At 44.5% G+C, this 23,420-nt stretch carries 15 protein-coding genes and 1 riboswitch; of the genes, 6 read left to right on the forward strand and 9 right to left on the reverse strand.

Going from position 1 to position 23,420, the window contains the following annotated elements; all coding sequences use genetic code 11:
* Position 1 precedes the first annotated feature (1 nt).
* From AACR75_RS17580 to AACR75_RS17600, 5 genes are all read right to left on the reverse strand, one after another.
* Positions 2-328: an MSHA biogenesis protein MshK gene (locus tag AACR75_RS17580; RefSeq protein ID WP_047688153.1), complete on the reverse strand. Its 327-nt coding sequence runs from the start codon at positions 326-328 to the stop codon at positions 2-4.
* Positions 318-962, reverse strand: a complete 645-nt coding sequence (gspM, locus tag AACR75_RS17585) for a type II secretion system protein GspM (protein ID WP_017047102.1) — start codon at positions 960-962, stop codon at positions 318-320. Before gspM ends, AACR75_RS17580 begins: the two co-directional genes overlap by 11 nt.
* Entirely contained in the window at positions 959-2,401 is a 1,443-nt protein-coding gene (locus AACR75_RS17590) for a hypothetical protein (protein ID WP_047688156.1), read from the reverse strand. Before AACR75_RS17590 ends, gspM begins: the two co-directional genes overlap by 4 nt.
* A gap of 12 nt (positions 2,402-2,413) precedes the next feature.
* Entirely contained in the window at positions 2,414-4,402 is a 1,989-nt protein-coding gene (gene csrD, locus AACR75_RS17595) for an RNase E specificity factor CsrD (RefSeq protein ID WP_047688158.1), read from the reverse strand.
* 129 nt (positions 4,403-4,531) lie between these two features.
* A complete protein-coding gene (locus AACR75_RS17600) occupies positions 4,532-5,065 on the reverse strand; it encodes a single-stranded DNA-binding protein (protein WP_013857892.1) in 534 nt (177 codons plus the stop codon).
* 285 nt (positions 5,066-5,350) lie between these two features.
* Between AACR75_RS17600 and AACR75_RS17605 the strand changes: the two genes are divergently transcribed.
* From AACR75_RS17605 to AACR75_RS17620, 4 genes are all read left to right on the forward strand, one after another.
* Positions 5,351-5,998, forward strand: coding sequence for a LuxR C-terminal-related transcriptional regulator (locus AACR75_RS17605; RefSeq protein ID WP_047688160.1), 648 nt, complete (start codon positions 5,351-5,353; stop codon positions 5,996-5,998).
* A gap of 117 nt (positions 5,999-6,115) precedes the next feature.
* Positions 6,116-6,985 carry a UTP--glucose-1-phosphate uridylyltransferase GalU gene (gene galU, locus AACR75_RS17610; RefSeq protein WP_013857894.1) on the forward strand — a complete coding sequence of 290 codons (870 nt, stop codon included), beginning with the start codon at positions 6,116-6,118 and terminating at the stop codon, positions 6,983-6,985.
* A 168-nt stretch (positions 6,986-7,153) separates the two neighbouring features.
* Positions 7,154-9,976, forward strand: coding sequence for an excinuclease ABC subunit UvrA (uvrA, locus tag AACR75_RS17615; protein ID WP_047688181.1), 2,823 nt, complete (start codon positions 7,154-7,156; stop codon positions 9,974-9,976).
* A 34-nt stretch (positions 9,977-10,010) separates the two neighbouring features.
* Complete coding sequence (locus tag AACR75_RS17620) at positions 10,011-11,804, forward strand: PglL family O-oligosaccharyltransferase (RefSeq protein ID WP_047688162.1); 1,794 nt, start codon at positions 10,011-10,013, stop codon at positions 11,802-11,804.
* 114 nt (positions 11,805-11,918) lie between these two features.
* Here AACR75_RS17620 and mgtE read toward each other — a convergent pair whose 3' ends face one another.
* The 3 genes from mgtE to AACR75_RS17635 form a co-directional block, all read right to left on the reverse strand.
* Positions 11,919-13,295 carry a magnesium transporter gene (gene mgtE / locus AACR75_RS17625; protein WP_047688164.1) on the reverse strand — a complete coding sequence of 459 codons (1,377 nt, stop codon included), beginning with the start codon at positions 13,293-13,295 and terminating at the stop codon, positions 11,919-11,921.
* A gap of 165 nt (positions 13,296-13,460) precedes the next feature.
* Positions 13,461-13,856, reverse strand: coding sequence for a hypothetical protein (locus AACR75_RS17630; RefSeq protein WP_017047127.1), 396 nt, complete (start codon positions 13,854-13,856; stop codon positions 13,461-13,463).
* Positions 13,857-14,706: 850 nt separating this feature from the next.
* The gene (locus AACR75_RS17635) at positions 14,707-15,828 is read right to left on the reverse strand and encodes a pyridoxal-phosphate-dependent aminotransferase family protein (protein ID WP_156117085.1); all 1,122 of its coding nucleotides are present in this window, start codon (positions 15,826-15,828) and stop codon (positions 14,707-14,709) included.
* 178 nt (positions 15,829-16,006) lie between these two features.
* Positions 16,007-16,182: riboswitch (Lysine riboswitch) on the forward strand.
* A gap of 109 nt (positions 16,183-16,291) precedes the next feature.
* Here AACR75_RS17635 and lysC point away from each other — a divergent pair.
* On the forward strand, positions 16,292-17,644 hold the full coding sequence (gene lysC / locus AACR75_RS17640) for a lysine-sensitive aspartokinase 3 (RefSeq protein ID WP_047688170.1): 1,353 nt from the start codon (positions 16,292-16,294) through the stop codon (positions 17,642-17,644).
* Between the two features lie 66 nt (positions 17,645-17,710).
* Here lysC and metH read toward each other — a convergent pair whose 3' ends face one another.
* Complete coding sequence (metH, locus tag AACR75_RS17645; RefSeq protein WP_047688173.1) at positions 17,711-21,388, reverse strand: methionine synthase; 3,678 nt, start codon at positions 21,386-21,388, stop codon at positions 17,711-17,713.
* Between the two features lie 182 nt (positions 21,389-21,570).
* Between metH and AACR75_RS17650 the strand changes: the two genes are divergently transcribed.
* Positions 21,571-22,851, forward strand: a complete 1,281-nt coding sequence (locus AACR75_RS17650; protein WP_081989670.1) for a cation:proton antiporter — start codon at positions 21,571-21,573, stop codon at positions 22,849-22,851.
* The last annotated feature ends 569 nt before the right edge of the window (positions 22,852-23,420 follow it).

Below are 23,420 nucleotides of genomic sequence, written 5' to 3' on the forward strand. Positions count from 1 at the left end.
CTTACTGCTTGATGTCCAGAGAAAAGAGGCTTAAATCCCACATCTTTCCTCTGCGAGAAAGGGTCACTTGCTGTGGCTCAATGGCTTCTACTGTGTAGCCAAATAGCGACTCTCCGATGCCAACCACTTGATCGTTAAGCACTGCCACACAAGGTATGGTTTGTTGGCATACAATACTTTGCAACCTAGGTAGCGGGTAACTCTCTATCTTATTGACAGGTGATGCGCTCTCACTCGCCCAACCTAATGGCGCGGTAGGATCTTGCGCTGCCCAACTACTGCATACAAAACACATCAACAGCAGTGAAAAAACGGATCTAACCACCAATAAACTCCTGTCTAATGCCTAATGTGTACACTTCCATAATGACTCTGGCTTGGGGGTAATTTTCTACCTTGTATTGGAAATGACGCCAATAATACTTCATCGGTAAACTTTCTAAATTGGTCAAATAATTCAATATCGCGAAGTAATTACCGGTGAACTCCAATCTCACAGGATGAACATAATAGCCCGAATATTCAGATGATTGGTTGTTATTTGCAATTGGCTCTGCTGCTAATGACTCCATGGAGACCAACGTCAACTCTGGGCTGGTTGCCAACACACTTTCAAGCAATTGCGCCATCTTTGCGGGTGTAATCAGTGAATCAACCAATGCTGCCAGCTCAAGCGAGAGAGTTTGGCTCTGCGCCATTAACTGTTTGAATTCTAGATTGATCTCTTGATTCGGATCTTTATTAAGCTTAGCAGTCAATAACAGAATTTCACCTTGCATTCGCTGGTTCATCTGCTCAACAGACTGAAGCTGTAACCGATTAGCCGCCACCGATTTCATCGCGGGTTCAAGTAACAAGCTAAACAAGAGCAGTGTAATCACCACTAAGCCACACAGGGCGATCAACATTTTTTCACGCGAACTGATGGCTAAGAATTTGTTGCTGATACTCTGCCAATTCATTGGCTATCCTCCGCTTTAGTTTTAAGCTCAAAGATGAGAATGCCTTGCTCATTGCGCGCAATTTTTAACTTTTCAAAACTACGTCCCACTAGGTTCAGTTCGCTTTTAAACTGACTTAGCCAGTTTGGAATATCTTTCGCCTCTCTGGCTAAGCCTTGCAAATCGAGCTGCTCATGATGGATGGTAATGGTCGTTAATGAAATATCATCACGGCTGAGTGTGGCTAGCGAACGCATGACTCCTGAGTAACCGACCTGTTGTGATTGGTCAAACTCATTAATCGAATCCAATGTGGCTTGTTTGCCCTTAATTTGCTGCTTCAAACGCTCAATCGCCGCCATTTTTTCAACCGATGGCTTATGCTTATCAACTTTCTGTTTGGTCGTTTCTAATTCAGCAGCAAGGACTTTATTTTGCGCTTGTTTAGCTTGTAGCTGCTGTTGCAATTGACTATTTTGCCATTGATAACTGGCATAGGCCAATAGCATCACTAAAGCGACAATGCCCCAAATCGCGCAGACCATGGACAGTGAAAAATACTCTTTCTTCGGCTTAAGATGCGCCGGGTATAAATTGAGCATTGAATCGTCAATGCGAGTCACTTGCTCCACCAGCAGATGCGCCGAACTCGGTAACCGCTCATCAAGCAGGGAAACTTTGACATTTAGGCGTTCATTTAATGCATCGACCAACTCTTGCTGCGCTTCTTCATCACACAGCACTTTTAGCTGATGTAATGAGGCCCCTTTAAGCTGCGAGGAAAGGTAATCGATCGAACGTTGCAGTTCTAACGCTAAACCATCGAGCTGTAAAACCGAGCTGGCGACGCCAGTAATGGGAGAGACAACACCTCTCATCGTGCGTTGAAAACAGCATTTTTGGTCCACAAATGCGTCAAACTTAAAACTGCTGTTTTTACTGCGCTGTAGCAGCAAAAAATGTTCAAGATCACCGGCACTTCTCGCCCACACTTCATCTTCGGGAATTACTTTGCCTAACTCTAAACCCATCGCACTCAGTTGCGACGCCACTTCCAATACCGTGCGTTTTGAGACCACGTAGGCTTGAATTTTATTATCTGCGGGTAACGGAAAAGCATCAGCGATGATGTCAGTGACTTTCTCTGTCACCAGATCTTTCAATAAAAATGGCAGGGCGACTGACCACTCTTCTTTGGGTAACTGCGGTTTTTCTATTTGATAAGTTTGATAAAAATGAGCATGGAGGACAAGGTTAATTACCGTGCCCTTGATGTTGAGCGGTTTGAGTGCGTGAAAGAGTACCTGTTGCCACGTTGCACCATCAAGCGGGATCTCTGTCGGCAAAGTCGCATCATCCAAAGCCGAGAAATAGAGAGCATCAGGTCTTACGACAACGAACAATTGCCGCAACGTCGCTTTAGATGGTTTTAATTTATCAATCAGTGACTGAAGATTCATATAGGTTCGCTTTTATTTTTTACGCCAACGATTTCTTCGCCCTAAGGTCACGCTAGGGCTAATTATTTTCTCAGGTAACAAAGGCTGTTCTTCTTCAAACAGTCGGCCTTGCCCACCATGAATGCCTAGGTTTTTTAGCGTTTGCCACTCTTGCTCTGTTTCGACACCGACCGCAATAACTTGAGTCTGAGTACCGCCACAAGCACCGATCATGCTACGTACAAACAGCTGATTTTCATGCCGTTGGTCTATTTTCTTCATCAAACTGCGGTGTAACTTAAGGAAATCAATCTTAAGATCTTTTATGTAGTGAGTGCTGACAATCGTTCTGCCAGCCTGCCCTACGATTACCTTAGCACCGAGGCCGGAGATCATCTTAATAACGGGGCGCATATAATCGAGATGCTGCACTAACCGACCTTCAGGAAACTCAAAAGAGAGCTGCGATCGGCTACTCGAGGTCAGTTGCAGCAATTCATGTCGAAACCACTTAAAATACGACTTATCGGCGAATGGGACGACATGCAAGTTCACTGACACATTGACCTTAACTTCAGAGCGTTTGAGCAAACGAACCACCTGCAGCAACACGGCTCGATCCATCACCATTTCATAACCTACAGTTTCTAAAGCAGAATGAAAGCGAGAGGCTTTTATGACACCTTGTTCTGGATCATCAATACGCGCAAACAACTCATCGTGCAGCCATACTAAATCATTCGTCTTTTCAAGCAAATAGCAAGGTTGACGGAATAAAATTATTTTCTCAGGCGTCAGCACCTGATCAAACAAAGTTCGCCAACGCACACTGCCCCGTTCCTCTTGGAAAAAGGTACTCTTTTTAAAGCGGCTCCACGTGTTCACTCGCTGTAACTGAGCACTTTTTAAGGCCGTTTCTGCCTCATCCAACACTCGACCACGCCGCTCGCCTTCGCTGTACATACTGATACCGATATGGCACCAGTTTTCTTTATCGAGCGGCTCAGGAGGCGATATGCGCGCTAAAAGCTTCAAACATTGTGTAGCAATAGAAGCGACTTCTTTCAGCCCTTGATGCGGCACAAAAATGGCAAAATCGGCATCGTAATAACGAGATAAAATAACATCCGGGTAACGCTGTATGACGTTGGAGATGTTCTCCCCGACTTCCACAACGAGATCATCCGCTGCTTTTTTATCATTTTCTTCGCACAGAGAATCCCAATCATCGATACGCACTAACAAAACACCACCACGCGCGCCATTCTCTAACAAAGCTGATTCCAATTTGCTATCAAAAAGGACACGGTTGGCCGTACCCGTCAACTTATCTAAGAAGGTTTGGGTCCGGATAAAAGTATCAAAGCGGCTACGCTCTTGACGAGCATCTTGCAGCTCATCAATCAGGACATCAAGCGCCTCACTCGCCGTATAGGGCCACTCGCGGTGATCACCTTTGGCGTACTGCTCCACACGGCCGGCGAGAATCATTCGCCCTCGTTCCTCCAACAATTCAGATCCCAGCAATTGCTCTTTAAGCCACTTTACTCCACGAATCAAGCAAAACACGATGAGACCAACTGCCAACGTAATAGACCACATGGCACCCAATGAGTAGCTATAACTGAGATAGGGCGGAACTGCTTTAAAGCTGATGCTATAGCCTGGATTACGTTCAAGGATAATATCAATATGGTACAAACGGGCAGGGTCGACTTTGGACGAGGTATCTTTAAAACGGTAAATAACGCCAGCTGGTGAAGAGAGCTGCATTTCAACAATGCTACTGGCTTGCAACATTTTGGGCATCCAACGTTGCAATGAATAAGCGGCATCAGGATCTTCTATTTCTTTATCGACTACCTCCACAATTCCTGCTAGGTAGTGATTGAGATATTCTTGTCCAAGCCGTTGAAAAGACAAAGTTCCACCAATAAACAAAATGAACATTGCACTGGTTACGATGAGCGTAACAAAAGCTACTAACCGAGTACTCAGTTTCAGTGTTGGTGTATACCGCATGAATGCTGAATTCCTTTTCAACGTAAACTTTGTCGATCACTAAGCTGTGCTGACAAATAAGAAAATGCTAATAGTGATAACTATATAAAAAAGCCGCGGTTTTCGCGGCTTTTTTCGACATTCGAACGTTTAGAATGGGATGTCGTCATCAAAATCCATTGGTGGTTCATTATACTGAGGTTGAGCCTGTTGAGGAGCTGACTGCTGTTGCTGTGGTTGCTTTTGCATCGCTGGCTGCTGAGGTTGCCCCCATCCGCCACCTTGTTGCTGTTGTTGTGGCATTCCACCTTGCGCTGGAGCACCACCTTGAGCACGGCCACCCAACATTTGCATCACACCATTAAAACCTTGTACGACAACTTCGGTGGTATAACGATCTTGTCCGCTTTGATCTTGCCACTTACGAGTTTGTAGCTGACCTTCAATGTACACTTGTGAACCTTTACGTAAGTATTCACCAGCAACTTCAGCTAATTTGCCAAACAGCGCAACACGGTGCCATTCGGTTTTTTCGCGTTGCTCGCCAGTTGCTTTATCACGCCATGAATCTGACGTTGCAATGGTGATATTTGCCACAGCAGCGCCACCAGGCATATAACGAATTTCTGGGTCGTTACCTAGGTTACCCACTAAGATAACTTTATTTACTCCACGGCTTGCCATGTTTTGCTCCGTCTTCCATCATGAGTGTTCTTTAAATAGCTGACTAGGATACCACGCTTTATGCGAGGCACAAATCTTCACAGAAATAGTTGTCAAAATTCATCTCACAATCTTGCTCAATTTCCTATTTTTTAGAACCGCCACCTCTAATTTAAGGATGACAAAACACTCAGTTACCTTACTATATGAAACTAAGCGCAATTTTATTTATCTCGTTGGCTTTATAACCTAATTTCCGTCATTTTCTAGGCAATTGTCTAACATTCTCGTCAACAGGAAGTGACCATGAGAAAAACAAACTATACCCGCACCATTTACTTTCTTTGCTTAGATAAAGAGCAAGAGCACCCTTATATTGACCATTTAACCGATCGGCTTGGACTGCCCATTCCGAAAATTGAGCCTGAAATCCTGCGCCAAACGTATTGTCCAGATAAACACAAAATATTGATGATTGACCATGCCGATTATGCGCTACTGCAGCAACGCTTGGGAAACTGCCCATTAAGCAGTCAGCATCATGAAACGATCCTTATCAATGTGTTGCAAAGATTAACCACTAATGACTTATTAACCTTTGGCCATTTAAAAGGACTATTTTATAAAAATGACACCTTAGATAAAATTGCATTCGGGCTTGGCGAAATCATTAATGGACAAAATTGGCTACCCAGACACGCTGTAAGTCAGTTACTGCACTACTATCGCTACGCGTTTGAGTCCCATACTGCTCAAGTGATTACAGACTTAACCGCCCGCGAAATACAGATCCTCCGCTGCTTACAAACTGGCGCATCGAATAACCAAATGTCGGAAGATTTATTCATCAGTGAATTCACGGTCAAATCACATCTCTACCAAATATTCAAAAAGCTATCGGTCAAAAATAGGGTCCAAGCGATTGCGTGGGCCAATCAAAATATTCTGTCTTAATTATGTGCTTTCACGCAGAATTTAACTGAGTTCACCGCTTTAGTGGTGATAGCGTTTCATAAAGCATGATAAGGTTGCGCCATCAATTAACAATTCAAATAAAAATAAGGTTATAGCATGATCAAAAAATGCCTATTCCCAGCCGCTGGCTACGGTACACGTTTTCTTCCAGCGACAAAATCAATGCCCAAAGAGATGATGCCAGTCGTCAATAAACCCTTGATCGAATATGGTGTTGAAGAGGCGATTCAAGCCGGAATGACCGGGATGTGTATTGTGACTGGGCGTGGAAAACACTCGATCATGGATCACTTCGATAAAAACTATGAGTTAGAGCATCAAATTAGTGGCACCAACAAAGAAGAGCTACTGGTTGATATTCGTGAAATTATTGATACCGCCAACTTCACCTACATTCGCCAACGTGAAATGAAAGGTTTAGGCCATGCAATTTTAACGGGTCGAGAGTTAGTCGGCGATGAACCTTTTGCGGTGGTGCTGGCCGATGACTTATGTGTCAATCAAGAAAAAGGGGTTTTGGCACAAATGGTCGCTCTGTATAAACAGTTCCGCTGCTCAATTGTTGCCGTTCAAGAAGTGCCTGAAAATGAAACACATAAATACGGTGTTATTTCCGGTGAAATGATCAAAGACGATCTGTTCCGAGTGGATGACATGGTTGAAAAACCAGAACCAGGCACCGCACCAAGCAATTTAGCCATCATTGGTCGCTACATTTTAACCCCAGATATTTTTGATCTGATTGAGCAAACCGAGCCGGGTAAAGGTGGCGAAATTCAAATTACCGATGCGCTACTCAAACAAGCGCAATCAGGCTGTGTATTGGCGTATAAATTCAAAGGCCAACGCTTTGACTGCGGTAGCGTAGAAGGCTATATCGAAGCCACTAACTACTGCTTTGAAAACATGTACAAAAAGAACGAACAAAAAGTCGCGCTGGATAAACATTCGACTCATAAAGCTTAAGTAAGCTAATGCGTTAGTCACCTAGTGCGTTAGTAACCTAGCACCTCCCCAATAAAAACCACGGCAAGTTCCGTGGTTTTTATTTACTGTTTTTTTATCCAGTATCTATTTGCACAAAACTCACACTATGCAATACTTGCTTAACTTGTGTTACATAGAGCCTAGATGATGGACAAAATTGAAGTTAGGGGCGCTCGAACCCACAACCTGAAAAATATCAACCTGACCATTCCACGCGATAAATTAACAGTGATTACAGGGCTATCAGGCTCGGGGAAGTCGTCTCTCGCCTTTGATACACTCTACGCAGAGGGCCAACGCCGCTATGTTGAATCGCTGTCTGCCTATGCACGCCAATTTTTATCTTTGATGGAAAAACCGGATGTTGACCATATTGAAGGTCTTTCACCGGCTATCTCTATTGAACAAAAATCAACCTCGCATAACCCTCGTTCTACGGTTGGCACCATTACTGAAGTTTATGACTACTTACGTCTGCTTTATGCACGAGTCGGTGAGCCGCGTTGCCCTGAGCACAAAGTGCCACTTCGCGCCCAAACCATCAGCCAAATGGTTGATAAGGTGTTGGAATTAGCTGAAGGTTCAAAACTGATGCTGCTTGCACCGATTGTGAAAGAGCGCAAAGGTGAACACGTTAAAACGCTGGAAAACCTGGCCGCGCAAGGTTTTATCCGCGCCCGTATTGATGGTGAAACGTGCGATCTGACTGATCCACCAACCCTTGAACTGCACAAAAAGCACACCATTGAAGTGGTGGTTGATCGCTTCAAAGTTCGTCCTGACCTACAGCAGCGCCTAGCCGAATCCTTTGAGACAGCGCTCGAGTTGTCAGGCGGTATTGCTGTGGTTACTGACATGGATGGTAAAGGCGAACAAATTGTATTCTCAGCCAATTTTGCTTGTCCACACTGTGGCTACAGTATGCAGGAGTTAGAGCCTCGGCTGTTTTCATTTAATAACCCAGCGGGCGCATGCCACACCTGTGATGGTTTAGGCGTACAACAATATTTTGACCCTGAACGCGTTATCCAAGATAGCCAACTCAGCCTCGCGCAAGGAGCGATTCGTGGCTGGGATCAGAAAAATTACTACTACTTCCAGATGCTCACGTCACTCGCTGCGCATTATGATTTTGATTTACATACCCCATTTAACAAACTGCCTAAAAAGGTTCAGGAAATCATCTTGAAAGGCTCGGGGAAAACTGAGATTGAGTTTAACTACATTAATGATCGTGGTGATATTCGGGTTAAACGCCATCCGTTTGAAGGCATTCTCAATACACTTGAACGGCGTTATCGCGATACAGAATCTAACTCTGTCCGTGAAGATTTGGTGAAATACATCTCGACTAAGCCTTGTACCAGTTGTAATGGCACCCGTTTACGCATCGAAGCTCGCAACGTATTTATCAATGACACCGCGCTCCCGGAAGTGGCGGAACTGAGCATTGCCAATGCCTTGCAATTTTTCCAATCTCTTGATTTAGAAGGCCAACGAGCACAAATTGCTGAAAAAGTAATGAAAGAGATCAATGACCGTTTGCATTTCCTCGTCAACGTTGGGTTGAATTATCTCAACCTTTCTCGGAGTGCTGAAACCCTATCAGGAGGCGAAGCACAACGGATTCGCTTAGCGAGCCAAATTGGCGCTGGACTCGTTGGGGTAATGTACGTCTTAGATGAGCCATCGATTGGGCTCCACCAGCGTGATAACGAACGGCTATTAAAAACGCTCACGCATTTGCGCGATCTAGGCAACACGGTATTAGTTGTAGAGCATGACGAAGACGCGATTCGTATGGCGGATCATGTAATTGATATTGGCCCCGGCGCTGGTGTGCATGGTGGGCAAGTCGTCGCAGAAGGGAATGTGAATGACATAATTTCCAACCCTAATTCGCTCACGGGACAGTACCTGAGCGGCGCGAAAAAAATTGCGATTCCTACCGTGCGTACCCCAAGAGATCCCAAGAAAACGGTGGAGCTTATCGGCGCGTCGGGTAACAACCTAAAGACGGTTGATTTATCAATTCCTGTTGGCTTATTTAGCTGCGTAACAGGGGTTTCAGGCTCCGGTAAATCAACCTTAATTAATGATACCTTTTTTAAAATTGCTCATACGGCCTTAAATGGAGCCACCACAGCAACGCCTGCTCCATATCAAAAAATCAAAGGGTTAGAGCATTTTGATAAGGTCATCGACATTGACCAGAGCCCGATAGGCCGAACTCCCCGCTCAAACCCGGCCACCTATACGGGCATTTTCACACCGATCCGTGAGCTATTCTCGGGCACTCAAGAGTCTCGCTCTCGAGGCTATAAACCGGGTCGTTTTAGCTTTAACGTACGCGGTGGACGCTGCGAAGCATGCCAAGGTGATGGTGTGATTAAGGTTGAAATGCACTTTTTACCCGATGTTTACGTGCCATGCGATGTGTGTAAGGGCAAACGCTATAATCGTGAAACATTGGAAGTCCGCTACAAAGGCAAAGCGATTGATGAAGTGTTGGAGATGACCGTCGAAGATGCTTACGCTTTTTTTGAGCCCGTACCGATGATCGCTCGCAAACTCAAGACTTTGATTGACGTGGGTTTATCCTACATACGCCTCGGACAAGCGGCGACGACATTGTCAGGGGGCGAAGCTCAACGCGTCAAACTGGCTCGTGAACTATCAAAACGCGATACAGGAAAAACCTTGTACATTTTGGATGAGCCAACGACTGGCTTACACTTCCATGATATCCAACAGCTCTTGACCGTATTGCATCGCCTACGCGACCACGGCAATACCGTGGTGGTGATTGAACACAACTTAGATGTGATTAAAACCGCAGACTGGGTGATCGACTTAGGGCCAGAAGGTGGACAAGGCGGCGGCGAAATTATTGCTCAAGGAACGCCCGAAGATGTGGCGCAGATCGAAGGTTCACACACAGCACGCTTTCTTAAGCCTATGTTGAAATAGAAAAAAACGGTAAAGTAAAGAAACCAGCAAGTGGTTGCTGGTTTCTTTTAATTGGAACGCGAGACCTATGGCAACATTGCATCTAAGCGGTACACAACTTGAAGCACAAATACCCGCCATCCCTTTAAACAAACCCTTTTTGCTTTCGATTGGCATTCTCTATTTACTGGCAATGCATTTTTTTATGCCCAACCCTGGAGGCTCAGGTCTAGCTTTATCTTTTAATCCAACCACTTGGCTTGCCCTTAGTTTTACGCTCTCATTAGGTCTGTATCAACTCGCATCTAACCGTAGGTTACGCTATTCCAAACTGACCATCGGTCTTTTCATCAGTTGTACCATCATGACGATTCCGCTGCTTTATACGAATGCTCAAATTGAGTCGTCGTTGAGTCGAATGTTAGGACTATGGACTGGGCTGCTTTTTTTTGTATTGCTGCAACAATTTCGTTTTAGTAACAAACATAAGCAGCGATTACTTTGGTTTATCGTACTCGCGGTATTGATTGAAACTCTATTTGGTCTGTACCAATACTTTTTGCTTTCACCCGATAATATTTTTGGCTACAACACCCTCATCAACCGCCCTTACGGCATTTTTCAGCAACCGAATGTGATGGCGAGCTTTCTCGCGACAGGGCTAGTTATGTCCGGCTATTTACTGGCTCGTCAACCGAAAAAGTACAATCAGCATGTTAGCGAAGTGAGCCTACTTTATGTCACTCCACTGCTCACTGCACCGTTGCTGGTGATATTAGCCTCGCGCACTGGCTGGATTGGCGCGGTACTCGGCACGCTTTTTGTTCTGCCTTACCTATTTAAATTTTCGACGCCTAAACGGTTTTGGGGATGGAGCGCTGCAACGCTATTGGGTATTGCTTTAGGGTTTGTCGCTGTCTATTCCCAAGGCACGGGCGATTTTCTAGAGAATAAGGCTGATTTAGAGAGCCCTCGTCGTTATACCTTTCCTCAAACCATCGATATGGTCATAGAAAAACCCTTCACGGGTTATGGCTATGGCAAATTTGAATCTGAATATTTGCTTTATACCGCAAGGCAACACCAATTAAACCCTAGCTACCAACCGGGGTTGGCGTCGATGGATCATCCTCATAATGAATTACTATTCTGGGCGGTGGAAGGCGGTTTGTTACCTGTGCTAGGGATCACACTGGCCATGCTTTTCGTGCTCATGCGGATGTATTCGGCCAAGAAAGGGACCAGGCTTGCGATGTTCGCCCTTTTCATCCCTATCGTGTTGCACAGCCAACTCGAATACCCATTTTACCATTCTGCCATTCATTGGATAACCTTCATTATTCTGCTTTTTTGGGTTGATCAACGCGTGGCTAAATACCGTTCGGCCCCTTTTGGCCTTATCAGTAAATCCCTGTTTCGAGTATTGAGTTTAGTAGTGCCGATTTTGACTGGCTTTTATATGCTCAGCGCACTGCACAGTAATTACGTGCTTACCCAATTTGAGAAATCTCAACCCAAGAACCCGGATATCCTACAAAAGGTGACGAACCCTGTGGTTTGGAAAGACCGTTTTGATTGGGATGTCTACAGCACTTACCTCAACATTGGCCTGTATAATCAAGATCCTAAATTGATTACGCCATACATCGACTGGTCATTGGCCATCATAAAACATAAACCGCGTCCTGCTTTTTACAATAATCTGATCTTGGCTTACCAAGGCATTGGTGACGAAAGCCGCGCCGAGCAAATTCGCTCCGAAGCCGCATTTTTGTTCCCCAATATGGATTTCAGTGAGGTGCAATATAGCCCGCCAACCAGTTCGGCTGATCGTTCGTCTGCCAATTAAATCGAGCATATGAGCCTTATTCATAAAAAAAGCTTTCCCAAAAATAGAGAAAGCTTCTGACCGTTGGGCTTATTTCACACTCCAACCAGTAGATCTCACTGCCGGATGAGTGGCTTACGTCACTGGTGGAAAATCCAACACCATGGTAGCAACGCTGAAATAGATGATCACCCCGATAGAATCCGCAATGGTCGTGATCAACGGAGCACTGGCTGACGCAGGATCGAGCTTAAACTTATTCAGAATGAACGGAAGGAGCATTCCAGCAATACAGCCAATAATCACCACAATTTGCATCGTTACCGCAACGACAAAAGCGATATCACTGCCGCCTCGCCAAAAACCCAATAAAGAGACAGCAATGGCCATTGTTGCCCCTAATAACGCCGCAATCCCTAACTCTCGCACCAACATGGATAGCCAATCTTTCATCACCACTTCACCAGTGGCTAAGGCTCGAACCATCAACGTAGCTGACTGGGATCCTGCATTACCGCCGCTATCAATCAACAGTGGTAAGAAGAAGACCAAGGCGACATAGGTTTGAATCGTCTCCTCAAAGTACGCAATACCGGCACCAGAAAAAAGGTTACCAAAGACTAACAACACTAGCCAAAACACACGTTTCTTGTACATTAGCCATACGCTGGCTTCTTTAAGGTTACCGGTAAAACCAACCGCAGCGACTTTATGAAAATCCATATCCGCTTGCTGCTCAGCCACGTCCATCGCATCGTCATAAGTCACAATACCGACCAAACGAAATTGATCATCAAAAACAGGCACCGCAAGTAAATCGTATTTACTGATGGCTTGCGCTGCACACTCTTGATCTTCATCGGCTCGCACAAACACTGTCTCTTTGGTCATGATGTCAGAGACAAGCGAGGTCGGTTGTGCCAGCACTAAATCCTTAAGCGAAAGTGTACCAAGTAAGCGATTCTGTTTATCAATCACATACGCTTGATAGATGGTTTCCCTCTCGTTGGCCATTTCACGTAAACGCGCAATCGCCTGCGGCACATCATCATCGGCGTTTAACGTCGCATAATCTGTAGTCATGATAGAGCCGACCGAGCCTTGAGGGTAGGCTGCGAGCTGCTGTACATCTTGACGCTCTTGCTGATCCAGTAGAGCAAGTAGCGGCGGTTGGCGCGTCTCATCCAAGTGAGCATATAAGTCAGCCCTTTCATCATGGGGCATGACTTGAAGCACTTTCGCAAGCGCTTCGAGCGGCATTCTCTCCACCACTTTTTCTCTGATAGGCTCAGAAAAATACCCCAATAGCGACGCTTGACGAGCGATTGGCATCAATTGCACCAGCTCAAAGACATCCTCTTCGCTCAAGGTCTGATTAGCCAACTGCTCAGCGAAGACTTGAGCAATATCAGCGATGGGATACTGTTCCATTAATTGATTTAAGTTTAATGGGTCACGATTAAAATTAATCGCAGCGAGTTCTAACGCTATTTTTTGTAATTTCATTATCATATCTCAGCCGATATTTAACTTTAAAAATAAACATAATAATTTTAAAGGTTATTTTATAATCAATGTATTCAATGAATAACTTAAATTTTAAGTACACTGTTCTAATCTCACTAAAATTTCATTTAGTGAGGTTGAGTGACTTATTTTAAATTTTGTTAATATTTATTATATAGAATAGGCGCCAATCACTCGATTCCGACTATCTATGATAGGAATCATAGGCAAATGACTGTCTAATAATAACTTTCTAGCTTGAACCTTATCCATTAAGGCCGATATGGCAATATCGCTTTTGTGCATAATATCTTTCATGATGATATTCATCTGTGATACCACCACCTTACTTAAATAAACAAATCCTAAGTATTCACCTGCATCACCAGAGATAAAGATAAGGTTTAAGCGCTTATCGGTTAAGGACGATGAGCGTAGAATCGCAATCACCGCTTCTACAGATAGCGATGCGCCTACACAAATAAAGTTGTTATCCATTTCGGTTTGAATAGAGTGAGCAGCAGGCAGCCGGTTGCCCATAGCTAATGATGTATTGTACATAACCATCTTTGTATCTCCTTGAAACTATCAAGGCAAAGAAACCAAATTATGCAGAAAATCCACGTAACTGAGCTGCAATAAGCTTATATCATCAAGCTCAAGCATTCCCCGCCTTGAACAAGCAAGTTAGGAGAAGATAAAGTCAGTCAAATAGAGAAGCCGTGTACTTGCGAAAGTTCTAGCGGTGTACAGATGACATGCAAGAAATTCAAAAGCATTCACGCTCTAGCCAGTAGAAACGCTGTATTGAATAAATCATATGATCGACTTAAACAAACACGATACTCTATAAAAAGAGTGTGATATTGACAGGAGAGAACAAGAAAAGGAGCTTCGTTAGTATGAATACCAACTTAGCAAAAGCGAGGCTTTAAATGAAAAGTTGGCAACAAAACGTAGGCTTTTCTACTAACCAGAAAATACCACACTTGGATAATCGACTACTCGACGAGTCCATAGGTTTCTATTGCACCTCTAAAAAGTTAATAATAAGTATTCTTTCTCAGCGCGGTTATCCTAACGCAGATAAAATAATGGTCAACCAAAACAATCGAACAATGTTCATTTTTTACAATACCATGACAATACAAAGTAGTATCCAAACTGGTTCTAATATTTAGGCCACGAACTTTGTCATCGTATATTTATTATAAATACACAAAATGCCACTTATATTCATACGAGTAATTAAACCATTAACGGCAAAATTTATCTTAAGATATCAATCACGAGTATTCCACTCACGCTAGGGAAGAGCTAACAATAAAAATGAATTTTATGATTGATGCTGAGACGAACAACGTTCAGCATCAGCACCACTAAAAAGGAGCAAATGCTCCCTTATGTGGTTTTTTTGCTAAGTTGTTAATGACTCTTCTAACGCCCGCAAGCATAAGGCCACGTTTTCACTGCGCGCCCCATACCCCATTAAACCAATACGCCACGCTTTACCCGCTAAAGTGCCAAGGCCGGCGCCGATCTCCAAGTTGTATTGATTGAGTAAATGCGCTCGCACTTTAGCCTCATCAACCCCCTCTGGAATATAGATCGCATTCAATTGCGGTAAACGACAATCTTCAGCAACGACAAATTCAAATCCTAATTTTTCTAGGCCCAGCTTTAATTTGTCATGCATCACACGATGACGTGCCCACGCCTGCTCTAGACCTTCGTTTTTCAACACCAGCAAGGCTTCATGCAATGCGTACAAACTGTTAACTGGCGCAGTGTGGTGATAACTGCGCTTGCCTGCTCCGCTCCAATAACCAAGCACTAAGCTTTGATCTAAAAACCAGCTTTGAACGGGGGTTGTGCGAGATTGAATTTTTTCAATCGCTTGCGCTGAAAAAGTCAGTGGCGATAAACCCGGAGGGCACGATAAGCACTTTTGGCTCCCAGAATAGACGGCATCAAGCTGCCATTGATCCACATAAAGTGGTACGCCGCCTAAGGATGTCACTGCATCTACAATACTCAGCATGTTGTTTTGCTTAGCCAGCAAACCTAATGCTTGCGCATCACTCAATGCACCAGTTGACGTTTCTGCATGGACAAACGCGAGAATTTTAGCATCAGGGTTAGCCTGTATGGCTTGCTCGACTTTATCGAGCGAAACGGGGGCTCCCCACTCATCATCCACCAGCACCACTTCTCCGCCACAGCGCACTACATTCTCGCGCATACGCTCGCCAAAAACGCCATTGCGACACACGATGACCTTATCTCCCGGCTCAATCAGGTTGACAAAGCACGCCTCCATACCAGCGCTGCCCGGTGCGGAAACCGCGATGGTAAACTCATTTTCCGTTTGAAAAGCGTATTTAAGCAGCTGCTTTAGCTCATCCATCATCTGGATAAAAAGCGGATCTAAGTGGCCAACAGTCGGCCTGCTCAGCGCTTGTAATACTTGGGGGTAAATATCTGACGGGCCTGGCCCCATCAAAATTCGCTGGGGTGGGTTAAAACTGGTAATGGACATAGTTGCTCCTTGCTTGCGGCCAAATACGAATACCCAGAGTAAAACAAATCCGCTGATGCAACAATTCGACCGAAGTCTAGAGGTCAAACCAGTGTCACACTCTGGTTAATTTTATTTTACATTTGGACTTAATTAGCGATTGACATTAACAGTTCAAAAACGTTCAATGAATGAGCTATCTAGCAGAAGAGGAGCACTGCCCAGGCAGATGTTTTGTGGAGCCTCAACTCCAATACAAAACATTAATGGGGAGCAGTGCCGAGATAAACCAAGGTTGTGGATTTGGTTTATCGGTTGAATGGGCTGAATCCCTTCAACTGTCATCAGCAACCCTGATGAAGAGCTTCTGAGGTAAACCAATCATAAAAACACCTCTTTATTTGCTCTAGAAAAACTCTCTTCAAACATTGGACGTTGGTACACCAACACTATTTTTATTTCAGGAAGTCGTGGGAGAAATGCCGTGAGCGCATTCAATGTCGCCAAATTTGGCGGAACAAGCGTTGCTAACTTTGAAGCAATGAGCCTTTGTGCCGCTGTGATCGAAAATAATCCAGAGACCAAATTAGTCGTGAGCAGTGCCTGCTCTGGCGTGACGAATTTATTGGTTGAATTAGCCAATGGCATACAAGATGCTAATCAACGCTTAAGTATTATCAAACAGTTAGCTGATATTCATCATGCAATTATTGATAAACTTGCCGACCCGCTACAAGTTGAAAAAGAGGTACACTCAATTTTAGATATGGTGGCCAGTGTCGCAGAAGCGGCCTCTTTTCAAGCGAGTAAAAAACTGACCGATCACTTAGTGGCTTGTGGCGAGTTAATGTCGACCTTCATTCTGACACAATTACTGCGTGAACGTGGCATGGATGCGATCCGTTTTGATATTCGAGAAGTGCTGCGTACTGATGATCACTATGGTCGGGCAGAACCGCAATTAGAGCAGATCCAGCAATTAGCCCAAGAGAAGTTAACACCACTTTGCCTGCAACACGTAGTGGTAACTCAAGGTTTCATCGGCGCTGATGAACAAGGGAATACAACCACATTGGGCCGAGGCGGCAGTGATTATTCTGCGGCCTTGATCGCCGAAGCGGTACAAGCTTCTGGCTTAGAAATTTGGACTGATGTGCCGGGGATTTATACGACCGACCCTCGCATTGCGCCTAAAGCCGCTCCGATTGCGGAAATAGGCTTTAGCGAAGCATCGGAGATGGCAAACTTTGGCGCTAAGATTTTGCATCCATCGACGTTGCTGCCCGCGCTTCGCCACGATATCCCTGTGTTTGTCGGCTCCTCAAAAGAGCCTGAAAAAGGCGGCACTTGGATCCGTAAACGTGTGGAAAGCTCACCTCTATTTAGAGCCTTGACCCTACGCTGCAATCAAACCATGGTTACGCTACGCAGCGCTAGCATGTTTCACGCATACGGCTTTCTTTCGAAGGTGTTTGAAATTTTAGCCAAACACAAAATTTCGGTGGATCTGATCACCACCTCTGAAATCAGCGTCTCATTAACATTAGATAAAACCGATACCTCAGGTGGAGCAGCTGAACTGCCTCAAGCGGTGCGCTTAGAATTAGAAGAGCTGTGTAAAGTTGAAGTCGAACATAATCTGTGTTTAGTTGCGCTGATCGGCAACAACATGAGTGAAAGCAAAGGCTATGCAAAACAAGTTTTTAGCACCTTAGAAGATTTCAATTTGCGTATGATTTGCTATGGTGCCAGCCCACACAACCTCTGCTTTTTATTACACGAGTCGGTTTCTAAAGCGGCAATTCAGAAACTTCATCAAGATTTGTTTGAACGATAAAACCACATTGAGTAGTAACACGCTGAATAAAAAACAGGTTGGCTTAGCCAACCTGTTTTTTATTACTTAATCTAAATTCGGCCCAAGCCATTTTTCCGCTTCTTGCATATTCCAGCCTTTACGTTGCGCGTAATCTTGCATCTGATCTTGCTGAATTTGTGCAATGGCAAAATAACGAGAGTCAGGATGCGAGAAGTACCAACCTGACACCGAAGCACCTGGCCACATAGCGTAACTGGTGGTTAAAGACATATCGATGGTTTGCTCAACCTGCAACATCTCCCACAAGGTGCCTTTTTCCGTATGCTCAGGACACGCAGGATAGCCCGGCGCTGGGCGTATACCTTGGTATTTCTCACGGATCAAATCATCGTTCGACAACTCTTCGTCAGCAGCATAGCCCCAAATTTCTTTACGAACTTGCTGATGCAAATATTCCGCAAAAGCCTCAGCAAGACGATCAGCTACCGCTTGGATCATGATGGCGTTGTAGTCATCGCCTTGCGCTTTATATTGGTCTGCTAATTCTCGCTCACCAATTCCGCCTGTCACGGCAAATGCGCCGATCCAATCTCGTTTACCACTCTCTTTTGGTGCAATGTAATCGGACAGGCAGTAGTTATAACCTTTGGGCTTTTCGGTTTGTTGGCGTAAGTGATGCAGAACATGAGCAACCTCGGTGCGCGATTCATCGCGATACACTTCGATATCATCCCCCACACTCGCGGCCGGGAATAAAGAGCAAATACCGCGAGCCTTGAGTAGCCCTTCTCGCTCAACTCTATCAAGCAATGCATTAGCATCATGGAATAAACTTTGCGCTTCCTCTCCCACCTCTTCGTGTTCAAAAATCGTCGGATATTTACCCATCAATGACCATGTCATGAAAAATGGTGTCCAGTCGATGTAACGACGAAGGGTAGCCACATCAAAATCATCAAACACATGTACGCCCAATTTAGCCGGAACTGGCGGCGTATAGTTACCCCAATCGATAACCGCTTTATTTGCCCTTGCCACTTCTAATGATACGGGTTTAGTACGGGGGGTTTTACGGTGATGTTGATCACGCGTGCGTTCATAATCGAGGTTTAATTTTTCCACAAAAGCAGGACGTAACTCATCAGAAAGAAGCGAAGAACAAACGCCTACTGCGCGCGAAGCATTGTTCACGTAAACAACTGGCTGGTGATAATTTTGCTCAATTTTAACTGCAGTATGTGCTTTAGAGGTGGTTGCTCCGCCAATCAAAAGCGGTAATTTAAACCCTTGTCGCTCCATTTCTTTGGCGACGTGCACCATTTCATCTAAAGAGGGAGTGATGAGGCCGGATAACCCAATGATGTCGACATTCTGTTCTTTCGCGACTTTGAGGATCTGCTCGCATGGCACCATAACACCGAGGTCAATGATTTCGTAGTTATTACACTGCAAAACGACGCCAACGATATTTTTGCCGATGTCGTGTACATCCCCTTTAACTGTGGCAAGAAGGATTTTGCCATTATTGGAACCTGCTTGCTTAAGCGCGTTGATGTAGGGCTCTAAATGCGCAACGGCTTGCTTCATAACGCGCGCCGATTTCACCACTTGCGGCAGGAACATTTTCCCTTCGCCAAAGAGGTCGCCGACCACGTTCATTCCATCCATGAGAGGCCCTTCGATCACATCCAATGGGCGAGTGGCATTTTGACGAGCTTCTTCCGTATCTTCAACAATATACTCGGTGATACCTTTGACTAACGCATGCTCTAAACGTTTTGCAACTGGCCATGAACGCCATTCAAGCGCACTGGCATCCTCTTCCTTACCGACACCTTTGTTCGCGTATTCAGCCGCAATATCCAGTAAGCGTTCAGTGCCATCGCTGCGGCGATTGAGAATGATATCTTCGACTGCTTCACGCAGTTTCTCAGGCACGTTATCGTAAATCTCAAGCTGACCGGCATTGACGATACCCATGTCCATGCCGTTTTTAAAACAGTGATAAAGGAATACAGCATGGATCGCTTCACGCACATAGTTGTTACCGCGAAAAGAGAAAGAGACGTTGGAAACCCCGCCGGAAATCATCGCATGGGGTAAATTACGTTTGATATCAGCCACGGCTTCGATAAAGTCCACAGCATAATTATTATGCTCATCAATACCAGTCGCAACCGCGAAAATATTGGGATCAAAAATGATATCTTCAGCAGGGAAACCAACCTCATCAACCAAAATTCGATAAGCTTTGGTACAAATTTCAAGTTTTCGCTCACGGGTATCCGCTTGGCCTACTTCATCAAACGCCATCACGATCACAGCAGCACCATAGCGGCGAATGAGTTTAGCTTGTTCAACAAACTTCTCTTTCCCCTCCTTAAGGGAAATCGAGTTCACAATCCCTTTGCCTTGAATGCATTTGAGACCTGCTTCAATCACCTCCCACTTAGAAGAATCAACCATGATTGGTACTTTGGAAATATCCGGCTCAGAAGCGCATAAATTGAGAAAGCGGACCATGCAAGCTTGCGCATCCAACATCCCTTCATCCATATTGATATCGATGATTTGTGCACCGTTTTCGACCTGCTCTCGAGCAACATGCAGCGCCTCATCATACTGCTCATCTTTGATTAAACGCTTAAAACGCGCAGAACCAGTGACGTTAGTTCGCTCACCTACGTTGATGAATAAGCTCTCTTTGGTAATCGTCAGCGGCTCTAGACCGGATAGACGACAAGCCACTGGAATATCGGGTAACGCTCTTGGTTTCACACCTTCGACCACTTTTGCCATTTGTCTAATGTGCTCAGGAGTGGTTCCACAACAGCCACCAACAAGGTTCAAGAATCCTGCTCGCGCCCATTCCCCGATGTGCTGCGCCATCTCATCGGCTTCAAGATCATACTCACCGAATGCGTTAGGCAACCCCGCATTGGGATGAGCCGAGACATAACATTCGGAAATACGTGATAGCTCTTCAACGTATTGGCGCAATTCATCCGGACCGAGTGCACAGTTCAAACCAAATGAGATAGGCTCAACGTGTCGCAGTGCATTATAAAAGGCTTCGGTTGTTTGCCCAGAAAGCGTTCGACCAGAGGCATCGGTGATTGTCCCTGAGATCATCACGGGCAGTTTGTAACCCAACTCTTCAAACACACAATCCACCGCAAAGGCACAGGCTTTAGCATTTAAAGTATCGAAAATAGTTTCAATCAAAATTAAGTCGCTGCCGCCACGAATTAAAGCACGTGTTGATTCTGAGTAAGCTTCAACTAATTGCTCAAAGCTGATATTTCGAAAACCAGGGTCATTCACGTCAGGGGAGAGCGAGCAAGTGCGGTTTGTTGGCCCTAGCACTCCTGCTACATAACGAGGTTTCTCAGGCGTTTTCGCCGTCCATTCGTCAGCAGCTTCGCGTGCAAGTTTTGCAGCAGCGAAATTGATCTCATCGCTAATGGCTTGCATATCGTAGTCGGCCATTGCGATGCTCGTCGCGTTGAAGGTATTCGTCTCTAGGATATCAGCACCTGCTTCCAAGTAAGCACTATGAATTTCTTTGATTAACTGAGGCTGCGTCAAGACGAGAAGGTCATTATTTCCTTTCAGATCGCTTGGCCAATGGGCAAAGCGATCTCCGCGATAATCTTGCTCTTCCAATTTATAGCTCTGAATCATGGTGCCCATGCCACCATCAATCAATAATATTCTCTGTTGCAATTGAGCTTCAATTTGACTTCTAACTTCTCTTCCCACAGTACAGCCTCATTCCTTTTGGTTATTCGCTCATCCTATCATATAACCATTAGAAATCTAGACGTCTAAACTTCACTTTAATTATCGTTTGATACATCTGCAATCATGGCTAAAAAGTGTTTGCTATTTGTACATCATCCAAGGAGAATTTCATTCATATTTTGTTACACGACGAGAAAACAATGTCTGTCTATTATACTTTATGCTTCCTATCAGGAGCAGCAATGTTGATTGCCTTTCTAAACAGTAAGATAGGCAATATGCAAACCACTATCGCCATTACAGCAGGATCGATGATGTTGTCATTATTGATCTTAGTTGCAGGTCAAAATGATTGGTTTCATCTAACTCAAATAGCGACAGAAACCGTCAACAGTATTAACTTTGAAAATTTTCTGCTCAAAGGAATACTCGGTTTTCTACTTTTCGCTGGCGGCCTAGGCATCAAATTACCCAACCTAAAAGATCAGAAATGGGAAATCGCGGTTCTTGCACTAGGCGCAACGCTATTTTCAACCTTCTTCATCGGTTTTGGGCTATACGCCTTCTGTCAATTTATCGGTATTCACTTCGATCTCGTTTACTGTCTGCTATTTGGTGCACTCATATCACCAACAGACCCAATAGCCGTATTAGCTATTGTTAAAAAGTTAAATGCACCAAAACGTATTTCAACCCAAATCGAGGGAGAATCGCTCTTTAATGATGGTTTTGGTTTGGTTATCTTTGTCACTATTTTCACTATTGCATTTGGTACAGAAGCACCAACCATAGGTAGTGTAACTATGTTGTTTATTCAAGAGGCAATGGGGGGCATCCTGTATGGCCTAGCTCTTGGGCTATTATTCCACTACCTCATCAGCGCCACCGATGATCACTCAATGGAACTGCTTTTAACCATTGGTATACCGACTGCTGGCTATGTTTTTGCAGATGTTATTCATGTTTCCGGGCCTTTAGCTATGGTTGTATCAGGGATAATGATCGGCAACTGGACACGCTTCATTGGCTTTTCAAAAGAAAGTGAAGAACACCTTGACCACTTTTGGGAATTGGTTGACGAATTTTTGAATGGTGTGCTCTTTCTACTTATCGGTATGTCGATGCTACTCTTCAAATTCCATGAAGAGGACTGGATATTGATGGCTTTCGCCATTCCTCTTGTCTTATCTGCTCGCTATCTAAGCGTTTTTTTCTCTTACATCGGCTTCCAGCGTTACCGCTCCTACAACCCATGGTCAATAAAGATACTAACTTGGGGAGGGCTACGAGGTGGGCTAGCACTAGCAATGGCACTTTCTATCCCATCTGGCATATTAGTTATCCCAGACAAACTTATTGATGTAAAAGAAATAATCCTTGTTATGACCTACGCTGTCGTGGTGTTCTCAATACTTATTCAAGGTTCAACAATTACCCCATTGATAGATAAAGCAAAACAAGCTGAAAAGTCGTCAATGTAGAAAGAAAACTGTCAGTAATGACTGATCAAACCAATTTTACCTCTAGCCGATGTTCTAGAACATCGGCTTTTGCTATCTTTACTTTGTTACTCCTCTCTCTATATCTACTGTAATACCAATTTAAAAAATATGATCTAATTAAGGCTGTTGAACTATGGTGAAATATCACTATGGATAGCTTTAGTAACACTTATTTTAAAAAGCTGGCGAACCCTATTCAAATGAAAGTGTGATGATGGCTCTTGCAGACTCCAAAGAAAGTCATTCACGTACACAAATAATCACACAATAGCTTAAAGTCAGCCGAACAAGTTTGAACAAACAGGTTCAATGATTATTGAAGAAGGGCGCCAAGTAAAACTACGGACTGGTAAGCTAGCCCTAGCCAATCAGAGTATTACGGATTACAAGGAGTGAATATGTAAGTATGCGTGGAATTGATTTTTAGAAGACGGCACTGAGAGTGATAAAAAATAAAATGCTATTTTGCTCAAACGAAAAAAGCCCTGCTATTACTAGCAGGGCTTCTTAATAAGTGGCGGAGCGGACGGGACTCGAACCCGCGACCC

Origin of the sequence: Vibrio sp. ZOR0018 (assembly GCF_963865925.1) — a bacterium.
Lineage (GTDB): Bacteria > Pseudomonadota > Gammaproteobacteria > Enterobacterales > Vibrionaceae > Vibrio > Vibrio anguillarum.

Excerpts from the sequence above, each read along its gene's own strand:
- AACR75_RS17630 (WP_017047127.1), bottom strand. The coding sequence starts at position 13,856 with ATGGTTATGTACAATACATCATTAGCTATGGGCAACCGGCTGCCTGCT.
- AACR75_RS17600 (WP_013857892.1), bottom strand. The coding sequence starts at position 5,065 with ATGGCAAGCCGTGGAGTAAATAAAGTTATCTTAGTGGGTAACCTAGGT.
- gspM (WP_017047102.1), bottom strand. The coding sequence starts at position 962 with ATGAATTGGCAGAGTATCAGCAACAAATTCTTAGCCATCAGTTCGCGT.
- AACR75_RS17635 (WP_156117085.1), bottom strand. The coding sequence starts at position 15,828 with ATGTCCATTACCAGTTTTAACCCACCCCAGCGAATTTTGATGGGGCCA.
- AACR75_RS17605 (WP_047688160.1), top strand. The coding sequence starts at position 5,351 with ATGAGAAAAACAAACTATACCCGCACCATTTACTTTCTTTGCTTAGAT.
- uvrA (WP_047688181.1), top strand. The coding sequence starts at position 7,154 with ATGGACAAAATTGAAGTTAGGGGCGCTCGAACCCACAACCTGAAAAAT.
- galU (WP_013857894.1), top strand. The coding sequence starts at position 6,116 with ATGATCAAAAAATGCCTATTCCCAGCCGCTGGCTACGGTACACGTTTT.
- mgtE (WP_047688164.1), bottom strand. The coding sequence starts at position 13,295 with ATGATAATGAAATTACAAAAAATAGCGTTAGAACTCGCTGCGATTAAT.
- AACR75_RS17650 (WP_081989670.1), top strand. The coding sequence starts at position 21,571 with ATGTCTGTCTATTATACTTTATGCTTCCTATCAGGAGCAGCAATGTTG.
- csrD (WP_047688158.1), bottom strand. The coding sequence starts at position 4,402 with ATGCGGTATACACCAACACTGAAACTGAGTACTCGGTTAGTAGCTTTT.
- AACR75_RS17590 (WP_047688156.1), bottom strand. The coding sequence starts at position 2,401 with ATGAATCTTCAGTCACTGATTGATAAATTAAAACCATCTAAAGCGACG.